Here is a 24353-nt window from a genome sequence, read left to right as displayed (position 1 = left end):
ATATAACAATTTGCATATTTTGTGCTGTTTGCAGCAAGCCTTACACCGACTGCTGAATTTGCATTGCCAAATACCTTGCATTACAAAGTACATGGTTATAGAGTGTAGCAAGCGGCATGGGCAACACACGCCTGCCCCCTCACGCAAGGACAACACCGCCGTGAAAACCCAATTGAAAAAAGGCGCACTGGAGCTGTGCGTGCTGGCCGTGCTGGCACGTGGCGACAGCTATGCCTATGACATCGTCAACCAGCTGTCCCGCTCGATGGCCATCAGCGAGGGCACCGTCTACCCGCTGATGCGCCGTCTGCAGGACGAAGCGTGGGTGAGCACCTATCTGGTCGAATCCAGCAGCGGGCCATCGCGCAAGTACTACCGGCTCACCCCGGCCGGCCATGCCGCGCTGGCCGCCATGCAGACTGAATGGCGTGAATTCGTATCCGAAATCGACAGCGTGCTCGTCCCGAGCAGCGCAAGCCTGGAGTTGCCGCAATGAATCAGCACACTTATCTGCATCAGCTGGAATTCGCCCTCAAGGGCCTGCCGCGCCCGCTGATCGACGAAACACTGGCCGACTGCCGCGAATACTTCCGCGACGGTCTGGCCGATGGCCGCAGCGAGGAAGACATCGCCCGCGCACTGGGTGACCCGCAGCAACTGGCACGCGAACTGCGCGCCAAGGCCACGCTGCAGACGTGGGAGGAACACAAGTCGTTCAGCAACCTGTGGCGCGTGGTGGCCGCCACGGCCGGGCTGGGGGTGCTCAACTTCCTGCTCGCCATCCCCTTGCTGGTGTATCTGTGGCTGCTCACCTGCGGCGTGCTGGCAGCCTTTGGTACGAGTCTGGCCGGGCTGGTACTGCTGCTGTGCTGGGGTGGCAATGCCTTGTTCGGCTGGCCGGATGACCAAATGCTGCTGAGCAACTGGCAGCAGCAGGTGCAAGTCAGCGGCAGCAACGGGGAATTGGCCATCAATATCGATGGCGACAATGGCGAGCATGTGTTCATTGGTCAGGCCAGCGGTACGGCCGGCATTCATATCGAATCGCCCGATGGCAGCGTGCACATTCAGTCCGGTGCCAACGGTGGCAGCATGATCCTGCAGGACGGGCAGCAGAAGCTGCAAATCAACGGACTGCCGGCGCATGGCAAGCGCGCGGTACTGATCGTCGGCCTGGTGCTGCTGCTGATCGGCGGCCTTGGCCTGCTGCTGGGCTACTGGCTGATCAAGCTCACCGCCCGCCTGCTGGGCCGCTATATCCGTTACCAGTTGGCACTGTTGCACAGCGACGACGACAGCACGCCACAACGCTGGGCCGAAACCTGATTGGCCTTGCGGCCTGAACAGCCGACACACTTTCGCGTTATGCTGGCGGGCCTGAATTTGCCCTGACACCCGCCCCATGACGTTGACGACCCAGATTGCCGCCTTCCTCGCCGCCGCCGTAGTCATGGTGCCGCTGTTCCGGCGCGGCGGGCTGGGCGCCATTCTGGGCTATCTGGCTGCCGGCATGCTGCTGGGGCCGTTCGGCCTCAAGGTGGTGGCCAATGTCGATGCGGTGCTGCACTTTGCCGAGCTGGGCGTGGTGCTGCTGCTGTTCGTGATCGGGCTGGAGCTGCAACCGTCGCGACTGTGGGTGCTGCGCCGCTCGGTGTTCGGTCTGGGCAGCCTGCAGGTGGGCGGCACCGCGCTGGTGCTGACCGCAGCCGGCTGGGCGCTGGGCCTGACCCCTGCCGCAGCCGCCATTGCCGGCCTGGGGCTGGCGCTCTCCTCCACCGCCTTTGTGCTGCAGATGCTGGCCGAGAAAAACCAGCTGACCACCCGCCACGGGCGCGAGGCTTTTGCCATCCTGCTGTTCCAGGATCTGGCAGTGATCCCGGTATTGGTGCTGCTGCCGCTGCTGGGTGGCGGCAAGCAACTGGCGGTACATTGGGGCGCGCTGGCCATCGGCGTCGGCAGCGTGGTGGCCGTGGTGGTGGGCGGGCACTATCTGCTGCGCCCGGCCTTGCGGCTGGTGGCCAAGAGCGGCAGCAACGAAGCCTTTACCGCTGCTGCGCTGCTGCTGGTGCTGGGCACCGCGCTGCTGATGGAGCATGCCGGGCTGTCGATGTCGCTCGGCGCCTTCCTCGCCGGCGTGCTGCTGGCCGATTCGGAATACCGCCACGAGCTGGAAGCGGATATCGAGCCGTTCAAGGGGCTGCTGCTGGGCTTGTTCTTCATCGCCGTCGGCATGTCAGCCAATCTGGGCCTGCTGGCGGCACATCCGCTGTTGCTGCTCGGGCTGACCTTGGCGCTGATGGCCGCCAAGTTCGCACTGCTCTATGTGATCGGCCGCGCCACTGGCGCCAACGACCACAGCGCACGGCATCTGGGCGTGGCACTGGCGCAGGGGGGCGAGTTTGCCTTCGTGCTGTTCAACCTGGCCACCCAGCAGGGGGTGATGGGCGGCGAGCATGCCGATCTGCTGGTGCTGGTGGTTACGCTGTCGATGGCGGCCACCCCACTGATCGCGCTGGTGCACGAGCGCTGGGTGGCGCCCGTGCTGGCGCGCAAGGCACCGCGCGAGTTCGACCAGATCACCCCGCACGAAACCAGCCGCGTCATCATTGCCGGCTTTGGCCGCTTCGGCCAGATCGTGGCCCGTATGCTGCGCATGAAGAAAATCCGCTTTACCGCGCTGGAAGTCAGCCCGGACCAGGTGGACTTCGTGCGCCGCTTCGGTAACAAGGTATTCTATGGTGATGCATCGCGGCTGGATTTGCTGCGCGCCGCCGGGGCCGACAAGGCCGAGCTGTTCGTGCTGGCCATCGATGATGTAGAAGCCTCGATCAAGACCGCGCAAATGGTGCGCGAGCACTTCCCCGCCCTGCCCATTTACGCCCGTGCGCGCAACCGCTTCCACGCCTACCGGCTGATGGACCTGGGCATCAACGTGATGCAGCGTGAAACGCTGCTGTCCAGCGTGGCGCTGGGCCGGCAATCGCTGGAGGCACTGGGCGTAGACAGCAATGAGGCAGAGAAGACCGCCGCCACCTTCGTGCTGCAGGATGAAATGCTGCTGGAACGCCAGCACGCCACCTGGCACGACGAAACCCAGCTGATCCAGACCACGCGCGATGCCATGAAGGAACTGGAAAGCCTGTTTGAATCGGATGACGGCAGCAAGCACTGAAACCGCTCGCCCGGCCTATAAATCCAGTATGCATCAGACGCGACACATGCAGGACCACCACCCGTGATCATTGCCCCGCACCCCGAGAACGAAACGCTGCGACTGGCCGTGCTGCAGCGGCTTGCCATACTCGATACGCCACCCGAGGCGGAATTCGACCGCGTTGCACGGCTGGCCGCGCGCATCCTGCACGTACCGGTGGCCATGGTGACCTTGATCGACCAGGACCGCCAGTGGCTGAAGGCCAAGGTGGGTGTGACCTTCAGCGAGACCCCGCGCGAGCAGGCCTTCTGCAGCCATGCCATCCTGCAACGCGATGCCCTGGTGGTAGGTGATGCGGGCCAGGACCCGCGCTTTCACGACAACCCTTTGGTTACCGGGCCCCCACACATCCGCTTCTATGCCGGCCAGCCGCTGCATTCACGCGATGGACTGGCACTGGGCACCCTGTGCGTGACCGACACCCAGCCCCGCGTGCCGAGCGAAGACGACCTGCAAGCGCTGCGCGATCTGGCACACATCGCCGAGCAGGCGCTGCAGGCGCGCGAGGCCATGCTGCTGTCGCGCCAGTTGCACGCCGAGGATGCCCAGGCCAGCCTGCAGGCCACCGCGCTTTACCGCGATACCGTCGAGCAGGCACCGGTCGGCATCGCCCATATCACGCCGGATGGCGACTGGCTGCTGGTCAATAGCTGTCTGTTGAGCATGCTGGGCTATCGGCGCGATGAGCTCTTCCGCCGCCCGGTGGCCGCCCTGATCGACGAGAGTGACTGGCATCGGCTGGAAGGGCTGACCAGCCGGCTGCGCTCGGGTTATGTCACCGAGTTCCAGCAGGAACTGCGGCTGCGCCACAACAACGGCAGCCAGCTCTGGGGCAACCTCACCGTGGCGCTGCACCGCAACGAACGGGGCGAGGCCGAGCGCTTCATCCTCATCGTCGAAGACATAGAACGGCGCAAGTATGCCGAAAACGCACTGCTGGACATGCACCATGAGCTGGAACGACGCGTGGAAGTGCGCACGCGCGAGCTGGCCGCGGCGCGCCAGGAGCTGATCACCATCACCGACCATTTGCCCATCCTGATCGCCTATATCGACCGCGAGCACATCTATCGCTTCGTCAATGCCACCTATGGCGAATGGTTCGGGGTCGATCATCAACAACTGATCGGCAAACCAGCGCGCCAGCTGCTGGAAAAAGAAGCGCAGCAGACGCTGACCCCTTATGTCGAAAAGGTGCTGCAAGGCTTGAAGGTGCGCTTCAATGCCAGCTTCCGCTTCAACGGCTTGCTGCGCGACGTGCGCTTTACCATCGTGCCGGACGAGGATGAAGAACACCACGTGCGCGGTTATTACCAGATGGTGCAGGACATCAGCCAGCTCACCCGCTTGATGGAGCAGCTGCGCGGTCAGGCCTTTGCCGATGCGCTCACCGGCCTGCCCAACCGCCGCGCCATGCTCGAACACCTGAAAAACGCCATTGCCCGGCAAAAACGCCACCAGCGCCCGCTGGCGGCGCTGTTCCTTGATCTGGATGGCTTCAAAGCCATCAACGACACCTATGGCCACGATGCCGGCGATGAATTGCTCAAGCAGTTTGCCCAACGGCTGAAAGGCTGCGTGCGCGAAACCGATACCGTGGCACGGCTGGCTGGCGACGAGTTCACCATCTTGCTGGAATCACTCAATGACGCCGTCGGCGACAGCACCCAGGTGGCAGAAAAAGTCATCGCCGCGATGACCCATCCGTTCAGACTGGAAAATGACGATGTCACGGTGTCGACCAGCATCGGCATTGCCATCCGTGCGGCCTATGCCAAGACCGACAGCGACAGCCTGCTCACCCAGGCCGACGAAGCCATGTACCGCGCCAAGCGCTCGGGCAAGAACCGCTACGTGCTGGGGTGACAGCCACCGGGGCGATCACCCCAATGGCGACCAGGCGGCCTTGTCCAGCTTGGGAAAGGTCACCTGGCAGGTATCGGGGTCCAGCCCTTCCAGCCTGGCCATGCCTTCGGCATTGAGCGTGCCGGAAAACTTCAGCCCGTTGGACAGGGTGATTTCGTATTCCTCGCCGGCAATCGGCTGGTCATCCTCGCCGACCAGCTGGATTTCGATCCAGGTCTTTTCTGCTGCCGGCGCAGGTGCGGGCGCCGGGGCCGCAGCCGGCACCGTCGTGGCCGTCGCGGTGGCATAGGGGCCGGCATTGCTGGCTTTGGCGGGTGCCGGCGCAGGCGCTGGCGGCGCCGGGGATGCCGCACGCGGCGTGCTGCGCTGGGGGCTGGCGCTCATGTGCGGCCAGCGTTCGCGCTCGGCAAAGTAAACGCGCAGCACCTGCGCATCGCTCCAGCTGCCGCTGGTGGGGTGGCGCTCGATCAGCTGGCGACGTACGCGGCGCACGGTATCGGCATCGGCCAGCGCATGGCGGAACTCGGCCGAGTGTGTGAACTCGTCGAAACTCATCGCCCCTCCTTGCACGCATCCGTTGACACCGCGACCGGGCAGCTTGCTGCTGCCCGGTCGACCCGAAGCCTATTGTAACCTTGAAATCAGATGCAATTCAGTGATGCACACTCAGTGCTGGCACCTTGCCTGCCAGCCGCCACGCCAGCGCAGTGCCCAGCATGGCCACGGCACCAGCCAGCGCATACACCACCCCATAACTGGCACTGCCGGCCACCAGCCCGGCCAGCGGGCCCGTTACCGCAAAAGCCAGATCGAAGAAGGCGGCATAGGCCCCCAGTGCAGCACTGCGGCTTTGTGGCGGCACGCGGCGGATGGCCTCGACGCCGAAGGACGGAAACACCAGCGAAAAGCCCAGCCCCACCAGCACTGCACCGGCAAAGGCAAGCTGGGCAGTCGGTGCCTGCCAGATTAACGCCAGCCCGGCGGCCTCGACCAGCAGGCTCACCATGGCGACGCGTGCGCCACCCAGCTTGTCGGGCAGATGGGCCAGGAACAAGCGCAGACCGATATAGCCGATGCCGAACAGCGTGAGCGCAAAGGCCGCGTTGCCCCAGCCGCGCTGGGCGAACAACAGGGTGATGAAGGTGGCAAGTACGGCAAAGCCTGCCACGCCACTGGCAAGGCCCAGCCCCGGCAACCAGATCAGCCCCAGCACCTGCGAGAACGGCAGACGCTTGCCGGCAATCGCCGGGGTGCCGGCCAACTGGCTGGCGGCAAACAAGGCCAGCGCCGGCAGTGCGATCACCGCCGCAGCCAGCAGCGACAAACCGCCCTGTGCCTGCACCGCCACGCCCAGCGGTGCGCCCAGTGTCATGGCAGCAAACATGGCCATGCCGAAAATGGCCATCATGCGGCCGGCGTTTTGCGCGCCGATGCGGCCCATGCCCCAGGCAAAGCAGCCGGTGATCACAAAGCTGTCGGACAGCCCCAGCGCCACCCGGCCCAGCAGCAGCGCAGCCAGGCTGGCAACCGGCATGGCGGCCAGCGCATGTGCCAGCAGATAGAAGGCGCCCGACGTTGCCGCCAGCGCCAGGCCGATCAGCGTGGCACGCTTGCCGCCACGTTCATCGACATAGCGCCCGACCGAGGCGCGGGTCAACAAGGCGGCCAGCGCCTGCGTGCCGATGACCACGCCAACCATCACGTTGCCATAGCCCAGGGTGCCGTGTACGTAGCCCGGCAACACCGCCAGCGGCAGGCCGACAGCCAGAAAACCTAATAGTACGAATAATGCCAGCGGCAACAAGGCCGGCAGGATGCTGCCTGCAGCGGGTGTCGCTGCGGCGGCGGGTTGAGTCGCAGTGCGCATGCAATTCTCCAGAAACGATATGGATGTCATTCAATAGAAACGTGAACAATTGCTCACATTCAGTCACCCATGTTAGGGACAATTGCGCATCTGCCCTATTCGCATGCCTGCACCGGCTGGCGCATGCTGCCAACCCAGCAGAATCAAGGCTTCCAGCGTTATATACCCTTGCCGTTGGCAAGACGGGTTCGCATTCCGCTCGCCCTTGCTGTGCGCTGCACCACGCTATTGAAGCCCGGCCGGCTCGCGCATGGCAGCGGCCAGACTTGTCATATAACGGTTACATTCTGCCGCTATGCTGCGCAGCATCCGTAACGGATGACTTGCGCAAGGCTGAGTCCGAAATGCCTTGCACCAATACCCAAGCCCCGCTTTTGCGGGGCTTTTGCTTGGGCGCCGCCCGCTGTTGTGCTGCCGGCGTCAAGCGCTGGCGTGCCCCGCCGTGAGCAGCTTCACGCTACCGCCGTATTCCTTTCGCATAAACGCAACCATTACAGCGATTGTCTTGCGTTTTAAACGCCACTGACTTACACCTAGCGCCAAGGGTTTTAGCCCCTCATCCAGCCTGCCGCAAGACAGCAGCGCGGACCTGCCTGCCCCTTTCCTCCACGTCCCCGTTCAGGAGTCACGATGTATACCGAGATTCTGCAAGGCGCCCAGCGCGGCCTGCTTGTTCCCGCCATTTTTGGCCAGGTCGTCACGCTGACCCTGCGCCACCATGACCCTGAAACCCACGCAGCACTGCTCAAGCTGGTGCGCGATCTGGCTGCAGCGGCCGATGCCGCCGGCGAGGGCTGTGGCCTGGTGGCTGCGTTCTCGCCCGAGCTGTGGGGCCGCTGGAATGATCGGCACATCCCCGTCAGCCGCAAGGTGCTGAATCACTCGCCCAAGCTGCGCGATACCGGCGGCGATGCACTGCTCTACCTCAAGGGCACCGACCCGGCCGTGGCTGCCGCGCTGATCGCCCCCTTCCGTGGCGAGCTGGAACGACTGGCCTCGCAGCTCGATATCCTGCCGGTGGGCAAGCGCCCGGATGGCCGCGTGATCGGTGGCCGCTATCTTGATGGCATCACCAACCCGAATGACCCGATCAGCCTGGCCGAAGACATCCTCGTCGATGGCGAATACCGTGGCGCGGCGTTCGGCTTTACGCAGAAATTTCTGTTCGACTGGACCAGCATCAGCGCCATGGCCCCGGATACCGAAGACGCCATGCTGGGCCGCGACACCACGGGCGCCATCCTGCCGCAGAACGCCACCAATGCACACATCCACCGCGCGCACGTGCTGGATGCCAATGGCGACAACCGCAAGTTGCTGCGCCAGGCGCTGCCGTTTGGCGAGCATGCCAGCAGCGCCGCGCGCGAAAACGGCCTGATGTTCGTCGCCTTCTGTAACGAGCAGGAACGCTTCGAGGTCATCCTGCATCATCTGATGGGCGACATGCCCGACCGCCCGGCCGACCGCCTGATGAGCGTGGTGCAAGGGATTGCCGGTGCCTACTGGTATGTGCCGGCCGCCAAGGAGCTGGCCGTGCCGGCCGTCGACCATCCGCGCGATGCCTACGAAGACCCGCACTGGCGCGTGCGCAGCCCCAATGGCTACATGTTCTACAACTCGCAGGACTATCTGCACCAGATGGCCGCCGGCAACTATGTGGCGGGCGATCCGCCCAATGCGCGCCTGCTGTCGCTCCTGGGCCGCGCCTTCTCGCACTGGAATGACGGCTGGCTGGACCGCAAGCCCTTCCCGCGCCTGCCGCAGCTCTCCACCTTGGTGCAGGGCGACGAGGTCAAGGCACTGAGCGGCTCGGCGGCGCTGCGCAAGGGCATGGCCAACAAGAAGACGCTGGACAGCCTGCTGTCCGGCCCCAATTCGCATATCGCGCACGAGAACGAACTGCTGCGCATTTACCCGGAAGAATTGATCGTTGGCATCATTCCCGACTTCACGCTCGGCCGTGGCAAGGAAGTGGTGCCCTACCTGAGCGAAGACGAAACCGTTGCTGCATGGCTGAAGGGTGAGCTGAACGAATGGTCGGCCATGGGCCATGTGGTGCCGCACTATGGCGTGCTGGTGCAGCAGGGCTTGGGTGGGCTGCTGGCCACCTTGCACAGCAAGCTGCAGGCAGCCAGCGGCAATGCCGCGCAGGCGGATTTCTATCAATCGGCCATCTGGTCGCTGGAGGGTGTGCAGGGCTATCTGCGCAACTGGGCCACGCTGGCCGATGCCGCAGCCGCCAAGGCCAAGCCTGCCGATCAGCAAAACATGCACGACGTGGCCGCGCGGCTGCGCCGGCTGGTCACTGAAAAACCGGCCAGCTTCCACGATGGCGTGCAGCTGATCTATTCCTTCCACTGCTGCCTGCATCTGGTGGGCGAGCTGACCGCGCTGGGCCGGCTGGACCAGATTCTGTGGCCGTTGCTGCAGCAATCGAACGAGGACGACGCACGCGCACAGGAAATCATCGACTGCCTGTGGCTGAAGATCGGCGAGAACGCCTTCGTCAACCGTGCCAACATCACCGACTACGTGAACTACGGCACCACAGCCGTGTGCGGCCTGGGCGGCAACTTCCCGCAGGGTGGCGGCATCAACCAGTGGGTGCAGCAGATCACCGTCGGCGGTTATCTGCCCAACGACAGCGCCGTGCCGCAAGGCGGCGCCAACCCGGTGACCTTGCTGTGCCTGAAGGCCGCGCGGCGCATTCCGGTGAACGCACCAACGCTGTCGCTGCGTGTATACAAGGACATGCCGGACGAGTACCTGGACGAGGCCGCACGCTCGCTGCTGGCCGGTGGCGCACACCCCATTCTGTATAACGATGATCGCCTGTGCGAAGCGCTGCATCGCTCGGGCAGCGAAGTCTCGCTGGCGTGGTCACGCGACTATGCCGCCGACGGCTGCTACGAACCCATGCTGGCCGGTGCCACCGAGTTCGCCTTCAACAACGTCACACCAATGACAGCGCTGGAGCAGGCGCTGAACCAGGGCGCCACCTATGGCTCGGCCGGCCCGGTGTACCTGCGCGGCCTGAAGCAGACCTTCCGCTCACCGCACGTCGAGGAGATCACCAGCTTCGAGCAACTGCAGGCGCAGTTCCTCAAGCAGCTGGAATGGCTGGTGATCCAGAGCTACAACGTCATCCTCGGTGCCTATGGCAATCTGGGCGGCATCTGCCCCAGCCCGCTGCTGTCCAACCTGATCGATGGCTGCGTCGATTCCGGCCGCGATCTGACCAATGCCGGCGCACGCTTCCACATGATTGCCCCGCTGTGCGTCGGTGCATCCAATGCCATTGATTCGCTGTTTGCGATCAAGAAGCTGGTGTTCGATCCGGCTACCGCCATCACCACCCTGCCCGAGTTGCTCGATTGCCTGATCAACGATTGGGGCTACACCATGATCGAGCCTTACCAGAACACGCTGATGGGCCCGGCCGATGCCGAAGAACGCGGCCGCCGCTATCAGGAATGGCGCAACACCGCACTGGCGCTGCCCAAGTGGGGCAGCGGCAATGCCGAGGTGAACGAGCTGGGCAACTGGCTGATGGAGAAGATGGTGGCGCTGTGCGTGGACGTGATCCGCAAGCCCAACCCGGCACTCAAGCCGGTGCTGGACGGCATTGCGAGCACCTACGGCCAGTTCGAGTTCGTGGTCACGCCGGGTATCGGTACCTTCGAGGGCTATGTGGGCGATGGCTTGCCCTGCGGTGCCTCGGCCGATGGTCGCCGCAACGGCATGCCGATTGCGTCCGACCTGTCGCCGGTACCGGCCCCGCAAGACCTGCCGGCCGCGCCTGCCTTCCGCAACATTTATCAGTCGCTGGAGAGCTATCGCAGCGAGGCCATCGAGTATGGGCTGTCCAACGCCTCGCCGGTGGACATGAACATCAGCGAAACCTTCCCGCTGGCTGATCTGCAACGCTTCGTGAAGGCGTATGCACGTGGCGAAACCGGCTCCAACCTGATCACGCTGACCTGCGCCGACCTCGGCACCTATCAGGCCGCATCGCAAGACCCGGAGCAGTACAACCTGGTACGCGTGCGCATGGGTGGCTGGACCGAGTTCTATGCAGCGATGTTCCCGGCCCATCAGGAACAGCATCAGCGCCGCCAGTACTTCACGCCGTAAACGTGGCCGACAAAACCCGGCCGGCAACATTGCACCGGGTTTTGTCATCCGCCACAGCTTCATTGCTATCCCCGGCAGCCATTCCCTTGCAGGCAATGGCTGCTGTTCCGCTCATTCGCTTCGGAATACATGCTCATGAAGATACGCATTCTGCTGCTGGCACTGTGCTGGCTGCTGGCCGGCACCGCCCTGGCGCAATCGCAACCGCCGCTCAATGCCAACGACTGGAATTTCGTGCTGATTCCGCAACTGGAAAGCCAGAGCGGCAAGGGCAACAACCTGTCGGTGACGGGCCTCAACCACGCGCTGCGCATCGGCCAGCAGCTCAACAGCCTGACCGCCGGCCGCATGAATCAGGTGCAGCAGGTGTACGCGCTCACCATGGCGGGCGACGCCAACAATATGGCCACGCTGGAGAGCATCGAGCCATATGCGCTGCTCAACAACCTGGGCGTCTCGGTGCAGAAGCTGCAGCCGGGCGATGCCTCGGCCTACAACTCGCCGGCGTGGTTTGCCCAGCAGATCGTCGCCAACCAGCCGCGCGGCACCTATATCCTGAGCATGCCGGCCGACGTGCTGCAACAGTTTGTCGGCAGCCTGAGCAACTCATCCGTCGACCTGCAGGGCGCGCATCAATACGTAGTGCTGTCCGGCCGCGATCAGCCATTTGCGCTCAGCAGCTATGACGACCAGACTCCCGACGCCAAGGAATACCCGCTGGCACCGCTGCGCCTGCGCAGCGCCTGCCCGCAAACCCCGGTGGAAATCCACGCCAAGGCACCGAAAGACCTGCGCCCGTACACCGCGCAATCGGTCTATCTGGTGCGCCACGTCGAGGCTCACCCGAGCGGCAATTTTGAAAACGGCAACTACGTCTGCCAGGGCCAGTGGCGTGCACTCGGCGCCAATGCACGCCTGCTGGAGAAAATGCGCGACCGCAAGCCGGACTACATTTTTACCTCCAACCCGGCCAACATCATCGGCTGCAGCGGCACTTGCTCGTATATTCGCCCGTCACTCACCGTGGCGCCGTTCGCCATCCAGCACGACCTGCCGCTGACCCTGGCCGAATTCCAGTGGAACGACGCTGCCGACCTCGCTCAATCGCTGTTCAACCGTGACTCGCCCTACTTCAGGCATGCTGCCAGCGGCAACAGCATCCTGGTGGGCTGGGAACACGCGCACATCGAGAAAGCAGTGAAATACCTGTTCACCACCATCTACCAGAACCCGCAAGCCGCCAGCCAGATCCCGGCCTGGAGCTTTGACGATTACGACACGGTGTGGGAGCTGAGCACCAGCAAGGACGGCGAATTGACCTTCAAGAACACTTGCGAGGGCATTGCCAGCGCCTCGCTGCCGAGTACTTGCCCGGCGTTTTTCCAGTAAGGCTGGACTGAGCTGGCAGCAGGGCTTGCTGCCAGCTCATATTACAAGTCGCATGCCACTCGGTGTGGCCTTGCCCTTGGGCAGCGGCAAAGCCCTGGCAAGGCGTGGGAACCGCGCGGCGCGAGTCGCAGGGCAAGTGAGCACAGCCAGCGGGGGTTTGCTGGCCGTTGCTGGCGTCAGCCCTGCCCTTCGTCCTCATCCTCACCCTCGGGCAGATGAATCATCCCGGTGTGGTAGTTGTACTCGAACACCTCGCCATAGCGGCCCCATTCGATGGCGACCTTGAGCACGCGTTCGGCTTCTTCGGCATCCAGCGATTCGCGCAGCAGCTTGAGGAACGGGCCTTCCGGCAGCTCGCCGGACGGTTCCTGCTCCAGGCTGTGGCGGATATGCGCGGCCAGCGGCACATGCGCCAGCAGTTGCTGGCCGAACACTTCCTGGCGCACGTCCTCGCCTTCCACATAACGCTTGCCCAGCGGGGTCATCACGATGTCGCCATGGGCCAGTTGCGCCAGCCCCAACAGGTGCAGCGCATCGGCGGCCGGCAGCAGCTCGTCGTCGGTAAGGTCGGTTTCTTCGGCCAGTTGCGGCAGGTCGGCGCGGCCGTGGAAGGGGTCGTCGGCCAGCAATTCCAGCAGGCCCTCGATCCGGCTGACGTCGGCTTCCGGCAGGCGGTACCCCAGGTGCAGGCTGACCGCTTCTTCGGTGGCCTTGCCGGCACGCGGGGCGCGGGCGGTCATCAAGGCATAGACCTGATCGATCAGCGCGCGGACTTCAACGCTGTCTGCATCGCGCGGGCGCGGCAGCGAGATGCGCAGCTCGGCGCGCACGCGGCCGGGGTCGCTGGCGAAGATCAGGATGCGGTCAGCCATCAGCACCGCTTCCTCGATATTGTGCGAGACGATGAGCATGCCGCGCATGGGTGTGTCCTTGCCGTCCCACAGTTCCAGCATGTCGTCGCGCAGCTGCTCGCCGGTCAGTACGTCCAGCGCCGAGAATGCTTCGTCCATCAGCAGCACGTCCGGCTCCATCACCAGCGCACGGGCGATGCCGACCCGCTGCTTCATGCCGCCGGAGAGCTCGCGCGGCAGCGCGCCTTCAAAGCCCGACAGGCCGATCAGCTCGATGGCGGCCTCGGCACGCTTGGCGCGTTCATCCTGGCTCACGCCGCGTGCTTCCAGCCCCAGCTCGACGTTCTGCTGCACCGTCAGCCACGGGAACAGCGCAAACGACTGGAACACCATGCTCACGCCGTTGGCCGGGCCATACAGCGGCTGCTGGCGGTATTTCACCTCGCCGCCATCGGCCGAAATCAGGCCGGCGATGATGCGCAGCAAAGTGGACTTGCCCGAGCCGGACTGGCCCAGCAGCGCCACGATTTCGCCATCAGCCAGCTCGAAGTCGACGCCTTCCAGCACCGAGCGGGCGCTGCCGTCGGCCGACTTGAAGCGCTTGGCGACATTTTTCAGTTCTATCAGTTTGGCGGTCATGGTGTTTCCAACTTCCATTCTTTTAAGTAAGGCGACTGCACCCCATTCCCGGAGGCAGACATTCGCTGGTCAGGCACAGACAGTACATTCGGTACGGCAAGCGCCTGCAACAACGCCAGCGGATGTCTGCGGGCAGGATCAGAAATGCATGCGGTCTTCGGCCAGGCTGTACAGCTTGCGCCAGACAAAGTGATTCAGCCCCATCACGAACACGCACATCACGCCGATGCCCAGCGCAATGCGCGGAAAGTCGCCGGCAGTAGTCATTTGCGCGATATAGCTGCCCAGGCCCTGCGCCTGCAACGTGGTATCGCCCCAGCTCACATATTCGGCCACGATGCTGGCGTTCCACGAGCCGCCGCTGGCGGTAATCGCGCCGGTGACAAAGCTGGGGAACACAGCCGGCAACAGATAGCGCTTCCAGCGCAACCAGCCCTTCAGGCCAAGATTGCGCGAGGCATAGCGCAGCTCGGTGGGAATATTGGAGGCGCCGGCAATCACGTTGAACAGGATGTACCACTGCGTGCCCAGCACCATCAGCGGCGACAGCCACAGATTGGGGCTGAGCTTGAAGTGGACGATGAACATCACCGCCAGCGGGAACATCAGGTTGGCCGGGAAGGCCGCCAGCAACTGCGCCAGCGCCTGCAGCCGCTCGGCCCAGCGCGGGTTCATGCCGATCCAGATGCCCACCGGCACCCACACCAGCGCCGCCAGTGCAATCAGCACCAGCACACGGATCAGGGTGTAGATGCCCAGCACGAATACATGCCCCACCTCGGCCAGCCCGACTTCGCCCAGGATGAAGTTCACCAGCCGCCAGCCGGCAAACAGCACCAGCGCGGCAATCACCGCATCCCACGCGCGCGACCACAGCTCGTTGGGCGGCTGCGGGCGGGCGCGGATGGATGTGCCATCGTATTCGCGGCGGAACAGGCTGAACGAGCGCTCCACCACACGCAGAGCGGCACGCACCAGCGTCTGCAGCTTGTCGGTGCGGCGCAGCAGGGTGAGCAGCCAGGACGACTGGCCGGCCTCGCTGCCATCGGCCTCGAAGCGGAACTTGTCGGCCCAGGCCAGCAATGGGCGGAAGAACAGCTGGTCATACAGCAGGATGCCGATGGCCATGGCGGCAATGGCCCAGCCGATGGCGCCCATGTCGCGCGCCTCGATGGCGGTAGCGATGTAGGAACCAATGCCCGGCAGCTTGATGTTCTGGTTGGAGACAGAAATCGCCTCGGACGCCACCACGAAGAACCAGCCGCCGGACATGGACATCATCATGTTCCACAGCAGCTGCGGCATGGCAAACGGCAGCTCCAGCCGCCAGAAACGCTGCCAGCCCGACAGCTGGAAGATGCGCGACGCCTCTTTCAGCTCGCCCGGCACGGTGCGCAGCGACTGGTACAGCGAGAACGCCATATTCCACGCCTGCGAGGTAAAGATGGCGAAAATCGCCGCGCATTCCACGCCTAGCAGATTGCCCGGAAACAGCGCGATGAAGCCGGTGACGGTAATCGACAGAAAGCCAAGAATGGGAATGGATTGCAGGATGTCCAGCAGCGGCACCAGCACCTTCTCGGCCGCACGGACTTTGGCCGCCAGCGCGGCAAACACACAGGCAAACACCAGTGATGCCGCCAGCGCAATGAACATGCGCAAGGTGGTACGCAGCAGGTAATACGGCAGATAGAGCGTATCGAGCGAGATGGGCAGCGGCGCCCCCACCTGATACGGATGCGCCATCTGGCGAGCGCCGAAGGCCATCAGCACCAGCACTGCCAGCACCAAGGGCAGCAGCGCCCAGTCCCAGCGGTTACCGCTGGATTCAACCACCTGACGGGGCAGATATTGGAATTTGATCATGCAAAAACTCAAGAAGACGTACGTTTGACGCCATCGGCAGCGCCCATGGCCTGATCCTGGGCAAGCCAAGCACACGCAACAATGCGTGGCAGGTTTGCGCGATAAGGCCAACGGTTTATCGATAACGCTTACAGCGTGTTTGGCCCTGTAACGCTTTATTGTCCCGCACGGTTGTCCAGCGGGCGTGACAGCGATGTGACGAAATGTTTTCGTAACAATTCTAGCGGGCTGGCTGCGGCATTGCTGTCCTTCATATGCCACTGCGCCGGACACCCCCTGCGTGGGGCCACGGCGATGGTGAGTGGCCGCATTGTCGTTTTTCGATCAGTGCGATACAGCTTGATTTGCCGGAATTCTTTCACAAATGGCAAGCTGTAGCGTATCCCATATCAGCGGCAAGGCCGTGCCTGCCCCACTCGCCAGAGGATCCTGGGCGCATGAGCAAGAAACTTGAATTCGGCAATCTCTATGTTGAAGTGCCCGACGACCACATCCTGGCCAGCCGGGCAGCCAGCAGCACGCCGGCCACGCGCGCAGCCGAAAAATCCGACACACCGGAGCCGCTGGAAGAACAACCCTATATCTTCCAGCCCAATGACCCGTTCCGCGCGTCAATCGACCGGGTGCAGGCGATATCCAGCCTGGAACGCACCGACAAAGCGTGGCTGCGCCACAGCGTACTGTTTTTTATGGTGCTGCTGCCGGTGGGCTCGCTGCTGGTGGGTGGACTGGTGCTGGAAGCAACCAGCACCAAGCCGCACGACATCCCCCTCTCCCTGTTCATGCCGCTCCTGGGGCTTGTACTGACCTCGCCCTGGCTCTATTTCTGGGTACGCGCTCATCGCAAAGCCAAGGCTGCCGCCAGGCAGAAGGCAGCCAAGGCGCGCTGAAGGGCTGCGGTCCTTCAACCTAACTGGTTGGCACTTGATCCGGCAGTCGCGTCCAGTGCAAACGCTCCAGATCGAGCCGGTAACGACGGCCGTGGTCAGCGCGGTAATCCATTTCGCCGTGCTCGTCGGCCAGCAAAAGTTCGCCCCCCATCAACTCTATGGCGCCATCATGCCAGCGGGCCCGATGCCTGATCAGTCGCCCGGGCGGTTCGCCACTGCAATCAAGCGCCTCTACCTGCAAGCTGTCGACATGCAGGCGGTAGACCGGGGTATGCCTGAAACTATCATCGCCGGCATACCCCTGCCCGCCGATGATGTAGATATGGTCACCGACCAGCGTGGCACTGTGCTGATCGCGGGGCGGAAACAGATCACGCGGATAGCCGTAGATCACGTGCCGGCCATCCGGATGGTGCACCACCACGTCATTGAAGATACAGAAATCGTGGTGGTAGTAGTCCTCATGCTCGCCAGCGATCTCGATGACCCGGCCATTCGGCAGCAGGGTGATCGAGCAGCCAAAGCGCCGCCACGTCCAGACCTCGCGCATCTCCTCCCGACGAACGAATTTCCGCGCGGTTTCCGCTGGCCAGCCGCAGGCCAGCATCGCCTGCCATCCCGGTTCTTCCATGATTTCCGGGTTGGCGCTGCCAAAGCGGCGTTGCAGGCCATCCTGCCGCCTGACATACAAGCCGTGCAGGCGTGGCACGCCAGTCAATGCGGCGCGCATTTTTACGCTGATTGCGTTCGGATTGGCCCCCAAGGCCAGCAAGTGTTGCACCACCTGCAGTGTGGACGCGGCTGCGATCGCCTCGTCACCGAGCACCGCAGGCGCGTGCAGATCAGCGCCAGCCGCCACCAGAAGGCTGATTGCCTGCAAGTGGCCTGCTTCGGCAGCCGTAGCGAGTGGTGAGCCGCCAACCGGGTGTTCTCCGTCCAGCGGCAAACCCAGGCCGATCAACCATTCCAGCAAGGGAAGATGGTTTGCTCGCACAGCCAGATTGAGCGCGTTCTGATTCATGTAATCGGGCACGGGGACAACGGCACCGGCAGCAAACAGCTTTTGTGCCATGGAAAACTCACCCGCCATCACCGCGACCAGAAAAGCGGTTTGCTTCCTGCGGTTGCGGGCTTCCAGATCGACACCGGCATCAAGCAAGGTTTCAAACTGAGCCATATCGCCATCAATGATGGCCCGCATCAGCGGCGTCCATTCGGCTGCAACCGGGTCAACGCCAGCGGCCAACAGCCAGCGCAGGGTGGCGATGTCCCCATCTGCACTGGCAGCAAGCAACGCATCGGGCCCGGCTGTCGCCATGTCCAGGCCACCGGCCGGGCCGAACAACAAGCGCAGCAGCGGCAGGTTTGCTGCATGGCCTGATCCTGGACGAAAACGTATGGCTTCTGCGGTATGGCTACGCCCCCAACCACTCAGCGCCGCAGCATTCGCCCCGGCCGCCAACAGCAGCGCAACCTTGGTTTGATCGCCCGCACGTAACGCATACCCCAAAGGCGTAGCACCATGGTCGTATTTCCGCGTGTTGCCTGCGTTGGGGTCTGCGCCAGCATCCAGCAACAGTTGCAACATGGCCGGGCTGGCCAGCTCGCGCTGGGCAGCGAGCATCAAGGGGGTCATTCCGTAAAAGCGGGCATCTACCGGCACGCCGGCGGCCAACTTGGCTGCCACGCCCGCCAGGCGGTCGTCAGCAGCGTAATGATGTATCCACATGGTTCAGGCCCGTGGGCGGGCGGGTTATGGCCGCACAGATGCATGCAACTGCTGCATTTGTGGGTTGGGTTCCGTGCAGTTTGCACTATAGCACGGCATGTTAACTTTCAAAAATACATCACTTTCTTTTGCAAAGTTGAAAGAAAAACCGTGTCTCAGTATGCTGACGCAGTTGGTCAATCCAGCAAAGCCTAAGCGATGAGCACGCCCGAACAAGACTTCGCGCAGACCCCCTCCGGCCCGCAGGCAGCCCCACCGCAAAAACGCCGCAAGACCTTCCTGGTCTATGCGCTGGCAGCGGTTGCCGCATACATCACCAGCCGGCTGTTCCTGCATCACTGAACGACATTCCACCGCTGCAGACCCGTGTGCCGCAGCCATGCCTGAAAGGACAAGATCAATGAAACGCATCCTTATTGCCGCCGCCACCGCCCTGCTGCTGGCCGCCTGTTCCAACCCGCATGATGTGGTGATTCCCAAGGACATGAGCCAATGGGACAGCACCCTCAAGTCGGCCACCGAGAAGCTGCCGGATGAGGAAAAGAAGCTGCTGGCTGGCTATCTGGTCCGCACCAAGCTGGCCGAGGCATTCAGCGGCAAGACGTCGGATGACAAGGTCACCATCGGCGAGGCGATTGAAGCGCAGCGCAAGTGGATGGATGCGCAAAAGAAATAGCGTAGTGCGCGGGGTCTCACAGATTAATGCCAAGACAGCTTGTCTGACTCTATTGGCTCCACCAGCCTGGAAATCTTGAATGGGAACCTGGGGAGCGAACCTGTATGACAGTGATGCCGCGCTGGACTTGAAGAATTGTATTGCGCAACTGTCCCGGTTCCCCTTTGACGGGGAACGCATTCTTGCGCTCGTATTGGCCCAATTCGGCGCTTTCTCGCTCGCAGACGAGGATGGTGCCGCCATGTGGCTGGTTCTCGCAGATCAATTCGAAAAACGCGGTCTGTTCAGCCAGCAAGTGCTCGACTTTGCGCTGCAAAGCATCAATGAAAAGTTGATTGAGAACGCATGGCCCCAACTCACCGCACGGCAAGCCGCCAAACAACGCGCCGAGCTGGACACGCTGTTGGCCCGCTTGCAGAGCCCGCGTCCGCTGCGTAAACAGCCCAGCAACGCCAAGCCACCGACACCAGTACTGCTTCAAGGAGAGGTTTACGCCTTTCCCACCTATGGCGGGCAGGTGCCTAACGCATGGGTCAAGGAAAACCCGCTTTGTTCTCCCGCCAGCGACGGTTGGGGCGCGCTGCTCGTGGTCGCTCATGGCCGAGCCTATGACTGGCTACCCTGGTGCGCGCTGGCCTCGATCACGGTTGCGCCGGACCGGCGCCCAACCCTCGACGATGTCAGGCACGCCAACTTGCTGCTGCACCTGCAAACCGAGGGTGCAACCATCTGTATACCCAAAGCTGTCCATGCAGCTAGGCTGCGGCTGGAGAAAATTGGCATATTGCAGCTGGATCAAACCCGGGCCAGCCAAGTGATAAGCACCTGGTGCAGCATCGAAAGTGCCGTTGCAATGGAGTGGTCCATCGGGACTGCTTGCTTTGGCATGCACTTCCCTACAATCGCCAAGCTGCCCGTAGGATGCCCAGTACAAGACTTGCTGGAATGATGACCATGCCACTGCGCTCCATCGCCATCTACCCCCGCCTGCCCGGCGATGCCGCCATCGAGGCCTTGCGCTGGAAATACGACCACCTTGCCGACAAGGTGGCCTATCACGTCACGCTGGTGTTTCCGTTCGCGTCTGATCTGGGTGTCGGCGAGTTGGGGGCGCATGTGCGCCAGGCATGCGCCGGCGTGGCGCCGTTTGCGCTGTCGCTGGGGCCGGCCATTGTGCAGGATGATGGCGTGGTGATGCTGCCAGTGGATGAGGGCGCAACGCAGATCGCGGCGCTGCATCAACGCTTGTACAGCGGGCCGCTGGCGGCGTTTCTGGATTTGCGCTTCAGCTACCGGCCGCACGTCACCATCGGCCGTTGCGCCGATGCCGCAGCCGTCGCCGCCTGCCTGCACGATGCCACACAACTGCCACCGCTGGCTGGTAACGTGGCGGGTATCGGCATCGAAGTCATCGCAGCCGATGCATCATCGCAACTGGAATTGATTGTGCCGTTTTCGTCCGTCCCTGCACCACTTGGAGCTTACGCATGAAACACTCGCAATTCTGGCAAATCATCGCACAAAGCCTGGCCGCCGCCGATGGCGATGCCGAAACCCAGCTCGACACGCTGCGCGACGCGCTGGATGCGCTGCCGGCGGACGACATCCTCGCTTTTGATCGCCTGTTTCACTTTTATCACCAGCGTGCCGATCGCGGCCTGCTGTGGGGTGCGGCCTATCTGATTGGTGGTGGTTGCTCGGACGACGGCTTCATGGATTTCCGTGGCTGGCTGGTGGCACGCGGGCAAGAGGTCTACGAGGCCGCGCTGGCCAACCCGGACAGCCTGGCCGATGTGCCCGCCGTGGTCGAAGGCGACGATGGCCAGATCGAGGGCTTTCTGTATCTGGCCGGCGATGCCTGGCTGGACAAGACCGACAGCGACAGCGAAACCTTCTACGAGCTGGTGAACCAGTTGCCGGCCGGCGACGACGCCCCGCCCCCGCTGCCGGACGACAACGGCCCGGAATGGGAAGACGACGATCTGGATGCGCTGTTCCCGCGTCTGGCCGCCTTGCTGGAGGAGGCTTGAGCGCAGCAGCCACACCAACAGGGCAGACCAGCCGGCGTGCGGCCTGCCCTTGCTGCGGCACCAGCCTGTATGGTGGGCGGGGGCTGCACGTCAGCTTTGCCGATGGCCGCAAGGCGCGCTGGTACCAGATCGGCCAACGGCATCTTTTTTGCAGCGCATGCGGCGCACAACTCGAGCGTGAAGCAGGCTGGATGTATCTGGTCTACCTGATGGCCGGATATGTGCTGATCTTCATTGTGCGGCACCAATTGAAACAACTGCATGTGCATTGGCTGTGGGAATTGCTGATTCCGCTCGCGGTTTTGGCACCCATTTTGCCTCTATTGCTGTACCAGTTCTGGTATCGCTGCGTACTGCAAGCCCCGGCACCAGATCAGTCGGACTTGCTCAAGCGCAAACACGCTGCGGCCCATGCTGCACAACTGCCACCACCCCGGCATACCGCGCCGGACAACGACGCACTAGCAGCGCTGACCGCGCAATTCGGCCCGCTGCCAGCCAGCTACCGTGACACCGTCACCACCGTGGGTATTGCAGAGTGGGCCACGCCGCAAGGTGGCATGCTGCAATTGCTGGCACCGTCGGCCATTGCGACCGAATACGCAGCGCTGCAGCAGCAGGTGGACAGGCTGGATGACCTGCGCGCCACCGTCCTGAGCGATGAGCGCATCGACTTTGCCCGCTTGCTGCCAGTGCTGGCGCGTGACGGCAGCGACTGGCGCGCCCTGCTAGATCTGGACAGCGGCCGGGTATATGGCTGGCAGCCGGCCGAGGCGGCCTATTTCGATGACGTATACCTGAGCCTGCCGCAGTGCATCTGCACACTGCTGGACACCACCGTGCCCGCCGAACAGGGCTGAGGAGACCCCATGCTGCACCGCCACCGCATGAGTGCCACGCTGGATGATGAATTTGTCGTGTTCCTGATCGGCATGCGCATCAACCAGTGGTGGCGCGTGCCGGACTGGTGGCAGGTTGGTACCGCCATGCCGCGCATGATCAGCGAGCTGATGCGCCAGCCTGAACTGGGCCTGCTGCACGCCGAGAGCTGGTTCGGCCGCACCACGCTGATGGTGCAATACTGGCGCTCGCTCGACCAGCTGCTGGCCTATGCCAAGAACCGCGAGGCCACCCACCTGCCCGCTTGGGCAGAATTCAACCGCAAGCTGGCCGCGCGCGCCTCGGTAGGCATCTGGCATGAAACCTATCTGGTGAAACCGGGCAGCTACGAGAACATTTACGTCAACATGCCTACCTTCGGCCTTGGTGCCGCCGGCACACTGCAGCAAGTCGGCACCGGCCGGCACGGCGCAGCAGAGCGCATGCAGTCAAACCAGTCATAAACACCCGGGAGTGTTCGCATGATCGATGGCAGCGCCACAGCAGCACGCAATATCGTCGAGATGATGAAGCGCAACTATGGCCGCCTGCAAACGCAGCGCCAGGTTGCATTGCGCGACTTCGGCCACCTTGATCTGGCTGCGTATCAACGATTTGCGGACAGAATGACCGACCTGGGGTTTGTTCAAGTGGCCGATTATGAGATTCCGGAGGTTTCCAACTCGCCCGGCAGCCTGATAATGCCCACGGTCGTGCGCTGTTTTGCCAGTGGCGACGGGCAGATCGTCGCCTATTACTACCAGATCAAACCGCATATGGGCCGGCGTTGGCGTACGCTGCTGCGCGGCCTGCTCAACCTGCGCTGGATCGATGCCCCGCTGGATTTTTTCGGCAATCTGGCCACACGCGAGATCGTGGAATTCGGCACCGAATTCAGCCAGGGTGACTGGGTGATGACCAGCACGGCCCAGCAGGCCGGCATGATCGGCCAGCCGGCCAGCTACGACCAGTGCTTTCTGCCCGCCAACACTACGCCGACAGCCTTGCTGGAGCGCCACCGCCAGCGCCTTGCCGCGCGCCTGCAGACCACGCCCACGCTGCAGTTCAAGCCGATCCGCAACTTTGCCGACGTGCAGGCACTGTCGGCCCGCCTGAACGCCATCAAGAACGCCCACCGCGCCGCCATCGGCTGGATCACGCGTGAGGAATTGCTGGCGTTTTGCAAGGGTAATGCCGAGCAGGCCGATGCCGTTTATGCCGAAGTATTGAAACTGCGCGTCGCCGACAACGCCGCCAGATAAGCACAGCAAGGCAAGGAGTGAAAATGCGCTCAGGCTGGAACCCGGGTCGTCGCAATCGCCACTGTGGCACCAAAGCCCATGGCCATGGCCAGGACAACCGCATGGTGGTGCCCATGTCATGGCATCGGGATTCGCTCTATATCGAGCAACTGGGCCCGCATGTCAGCCTGGAGCGGGATATCGGCACGCACCGGATGCGCTTTCTGGTGCAGCCCAGCAACCGGGGCTACTTTTACCCCTGCAGCATCGACGATATCGTGCAGGTCTTGCGGCATTGCAAACCCGAGCACCTGCAATATGTCGATGCCGTGGTGCTGCGGCAGCCTACGCGCAAGCAGTCCGTGCTGGTGCCTGTGTGGGGAAGAGCACAGTGGCTGTACGAGACGACCACATTTTCAGGCAGCGCCATCGTGCTGGAAGCACAGTCCTTGGCACCGTATCCCTGGCCGGCAAATCAGGGGCCGGAAGGGCAGCGCGAGCTGCAGCGATTGCGGCGTGACGGTCACCCCGTCGAGCGCACGCGCCGCAACATCATCCTGCACCCTACGGTGGCAAGCCTGCGCAACACCCAGCTGTATCGCACGCTGCTGCACGAGCTGGGCCATCATGTGGATTACCAGCGCAGCAGCAGTGAAGAATGGGCCGGCAAGACGCGCAGCACCAAGGAAGATTTTGCCCACCGCTACGCCGACGAAGCCCAGGCGGCAATACGCGCGCTCGGCCACATTCCTTTTGCCCCGCTGCAGGATCGTGAGGCGATGCTGACGCAGGGGCTGGACCCGGCCTGGTTCAGCCCGCCCGATGCAAGCACAGACCCGGAGCACATGCCATCGCTGGCCGGATAAGCCCCCTGCCAGGGCATGCCCAAGCTGCGAATACGCCCTCCTGACAAGGCGAAATGCTGCACTGCCACAATCTCCGCAGTGGCGCAGCACACTGTTATCCCGCCTGCGCTTGCCGTACGGAAAAAATCCCTGCTGCTGCCAGCAGAAATGCGTTCGACTTTGTTCTATATCAAACATACAAGTCAGCTTATTTAGCGGCGATTCATTACGGCATTT

The 24353-nt window shown here is 63.1% G+C and carries 21 protein-coding genes; 16 read left to right on the top strand and 5 right to left on the bottom strand.

From position 1 onward, the window contains the following. The first annotated feature begins 160 nt into the window (after positions 1–160). From B9A19_RS04735 to B9A19_RS04720, 4 genes are all read left to right on the top strand, one after another. Entirely contained in the window at positions 161–496 is a 336-nt protein-coding gene (locus tag B9A19_RS04735) for a PadR family transcriptional regulator (protein WP_084089419.1), read from the top strand. Next, positions 493–1326 (top strand): DUF1700 domain-containing protein, encoded by an 834-nt coding sequence (locus B9A19_RS04730; RefSeq protein WP_084089417.1) that lies wholly within the window; start codon positions 493–495, stop codon positions 1324–1326. The genes B9A19_RS04735 and B9A19_RS04730 overlap by 4 nt, the downstream gene beginning before the upstream one ends. Positions 1327–1402: 76 nt before the next feature. Beyond that, on the top strand, positions 1403–3172 hold the full coding sequence (locus B9A19_RS04725) for a monovalent cation:proton antiporter-2 (CPA2) family protein (protein WP_084089415.1): 1770 nt from the start codon (positions 1403–1405) through the stop codon (positions 3170–3172). A gap of 63 nt (positions 3173–3235) precedes the next feature. Beyond that, positions 3236–5080 (top strand): sensor domain-containing diguanylate cyclase, encoded by a 1845-nt coding sequence (locus tag B9A19_RS04720; RefSeq protein ID WP_084089413.1) that lies wholly within the window; start codon positions 3236–3238, stop codon positions 5078–5080. 15 nt (positions 5081–5095) lie between these two features. On the opposite strand, the gene B9A19_RS04715 is transcribed toward B9A19_RS04720, so the two are convergent. Both B9A19_RS04715 and B9A19_RS04710 read right to left on the bottom strand, forming a co-directional pair. Continuing rightward, positions 5096–5635, bottom strand: a complete 540-nt coding sequence (locus tag B9A19_RS04715) for a hypothetical protein (protein WP_084089411.1) — start codon at positions 5633–5635, stop codon at positions 5096–5098. 97 nt (positions 5636–5732) lie between these two features. Continuing rightward, positions 5733–6947, bottom strand: a complete 1215-nt coding sequence (locus tag B9A19_RS04710; RefSeq protein WP_084089409.1) for an MFS transporter — start codon at positions 6945–6947, stop codon at positions 5733–5735. Between the two features lie 630 nt (positions 6948–7577). On the opposite strand from B9A19_RS04710, the gene B9A19_RS04705 reads away from it, so the two are divergent. Together B9A19_RS04705 and B9A19_RS04700 are read left to right on the top strand one after the other, a co-directional pair. Continuing rightward, the gene (locus tag B9A19_RS04705) at positions 7578–11081 is read left to right on the top strand and encodes a Dyp-type peroxidase (RefSeq protein ID WP_084089408.1); all 3504 of its coding nucleotides are present in this window, start codon (positions 7578–7580) and stop codon (positions 11079–11081) included. 135 nt (positions 11082–11216) lie between these two features. After that, positions 11217–12470, top strand: a complete 1254-nt coding sequence (locus B9A19_RS04700; protein WP_139798657.1) for a hypothetical protein — start codon at positions 11217–11219, stop codon at positions 12468–12470. A gap of 176 nt (positions 12471–12646) precedes the next feature. On the opposite strand, the gene B9A19_RS04695 is transcribed toward B9A19_RS04700, so the two are convergent. Both B9A19_RS04695 and B9A19_RS04690 read right to left on the bottom strand, forming a co-directional pair. Continuing rightward, the gene (locus B9A19_RS04695; protein WP_084089406.1) at positions 12647–13960 is read right to left on the bottom strand and encodes an ABC transporter ATP-binding protein; all 1314 of its coding nucleotides are present in this window, start codon (positions 13958–13960) and stop codon (positions 12647–12649) included. Positions 13961–14098: 138 nt separating this feature from the next. Continuing rightward, the gene (locus B9A19_RS04690; RefSeq protein WP_084089405.1) at positions 14099–15826 is read right to left on the bottom strand and encodes an ABC transporter permease; all 1728 of its coding nucleotides are present in this window, start codon (positions 15824–15826) and stop codon (positions 14099–14101) included. Positions 15827–16263: 437 nt separating this feature from the next. On the opposite strand from B9A19_RS04690, the gene B9A19_RS04685 reads away from it, so the two are divergent. Further along, positions 16264–16716, top strand: a complete 453-nt coding sequence (locus B9A19_RS04685) for a hypothetical protein (RefSeq protein WP_084089404.1) — start codon at positions 16264–16266, stop codon at positions 16714–16716. A gap of 19 nt (positions 16717–16735) precedes the next feature. On the opposite strand, the gene B9A19_RS04680 is transcribed toward B9A19_RS04685, so the two are convergent. Then, on the bottom strand, positions 16736–18445 hold the full coding sequence (locus B9A19_RS04680) for an ankyrin repeat domain-containing protein (protein WP_084089402.1): 1710 nt from the start codon (positions 18443–18445) through the stop codon (positions 16736–16738). Positions 18446–18643: 198 nt separating this feature from the next. Between B9A19_RS04680 and B9A19_RS22465 the strand changes: the two genes are divergently transcribed. From B9A19_RS22465 to B9A19_RS04640, 9 genes are all read left to right on the top strand, one after another. Continuing rightward, positions 18644–18787: a hypothetical protein gene (locus B9A19_RS22465; protein WP_176216774.1), complete on the top strand. Its 144-nt coding sequence runs from the start codon at positions 18644–18646 to the stop codon at positions 18785–18787. Positions 18788–18845: 58 nt separating this feature from the next. After that, the gene (locus B9A19_RS04675) at positions 18846–19121 is read left to right on the top strand and encodes a hypothetical protein (protein WP_084089400.1); all 276 of its coding nucleotides are present in this window, start codon (positions 18846–18848) and stop codon (positions 19119–19121) included. A gap of 79 nt (positions 19122–19200) precedes the next feature. After that, positions 19201–20070, top strand: coding sequence for a hypothetical protein (locus B9A19_RS04670; protein WP_084089398.1), 870 nt, complete (start codon positions 19201–19203; stop codon positions 20068–20070). A gap of 5 nt (positions 20071–20075) precedes the next feature. Continuing rightward, positions 20076–20612 (top strand): 2'-5' RNA ligase family protein, encoded by a 537-nt coding sequence (locus B9A19_RS04665; protein WP_176216773.1) that lies wholly within the window; start codon positions 20076–20078, stop codon positions 20610–20612. Further along, entirely contained in the window at positions 20609–21151 is a 543-nt protein-coding gene (locus B9A19_RS04660) for a DUF4240 domain-containing protein (RefSeq protein WP_084089394.1), read from the top strand. Before B9A19_RS04665 ends, B9A19_RS04660 begins: the two co-directional genes overlap by 4 nt. Then, positions 21148–22011 carry a hypothetical protein gene (locus B9A19_RS04655; RefSeq protein ID WP_084089392.1) on the top strand — a complete coding sequence of 288 codons (864 nt, stop codon included), beginning with the start codon at positions 21148–21150 and terminating at the stop codon, positions 22009–22011. The genes B9A19_RS04660 and B9A19_RS04655 overlap by 4 nt, the downstream gene beginning before the upstream one ends. Positions 22012–22020: 9 nt before the next feature. Continuing rightward, positions 22021–22494, top strand: a complete 474-nt coding sequence (locus tag B9A19_RS04650; protein ID WP_084089390.1) for a DUF4188 domain-containing protein — start codon at positions 22021–22023, stop codon at positions 22492–22494. An 18-nt stretch (positions 22495–22512) separates the two neighbouring features. Continuing rightward, the gene (locus tag B9A19_RS04645; RefSeq protein WP_084089388.1) at positions 22513–23292 is read left to right on the top strand and encodes a hypothetical protein; all 780 of its coding nucleotides are present in this window, start codon (positions 22513–22515) and stop codon (positions 23290–23292) included. Between the two features lie 23 nt (positions 23293–23315). After that, positions 23316–24137, top strand: coding sequence for a hypothetical protein (locus tag B9A19_RS04640; RefSeq protein ID WP_084089386.1), 822 nt, complete (start codon positions 23316–23318; stop codon positions 24135–24137). Positions 24138–24353 lie beyond the last annotated feature (216 nt).

Origin of the sequence: Andreprevotia lacus DSM 23236, from assembly GCF_900176275.1 — a bacterium.
Lineage (GTDB): Bacteria > Pseudomonadota > Gammaproteobacteria > Burkholderiales > Chitinibacteraceae > Andreprevotia > Andreprevotia lacus.
The sequence above is the reverse complement of the archived record's forward strand: the minus strand, read 5'-3'. Positions and strand labels throughout refer to the sequence as shown.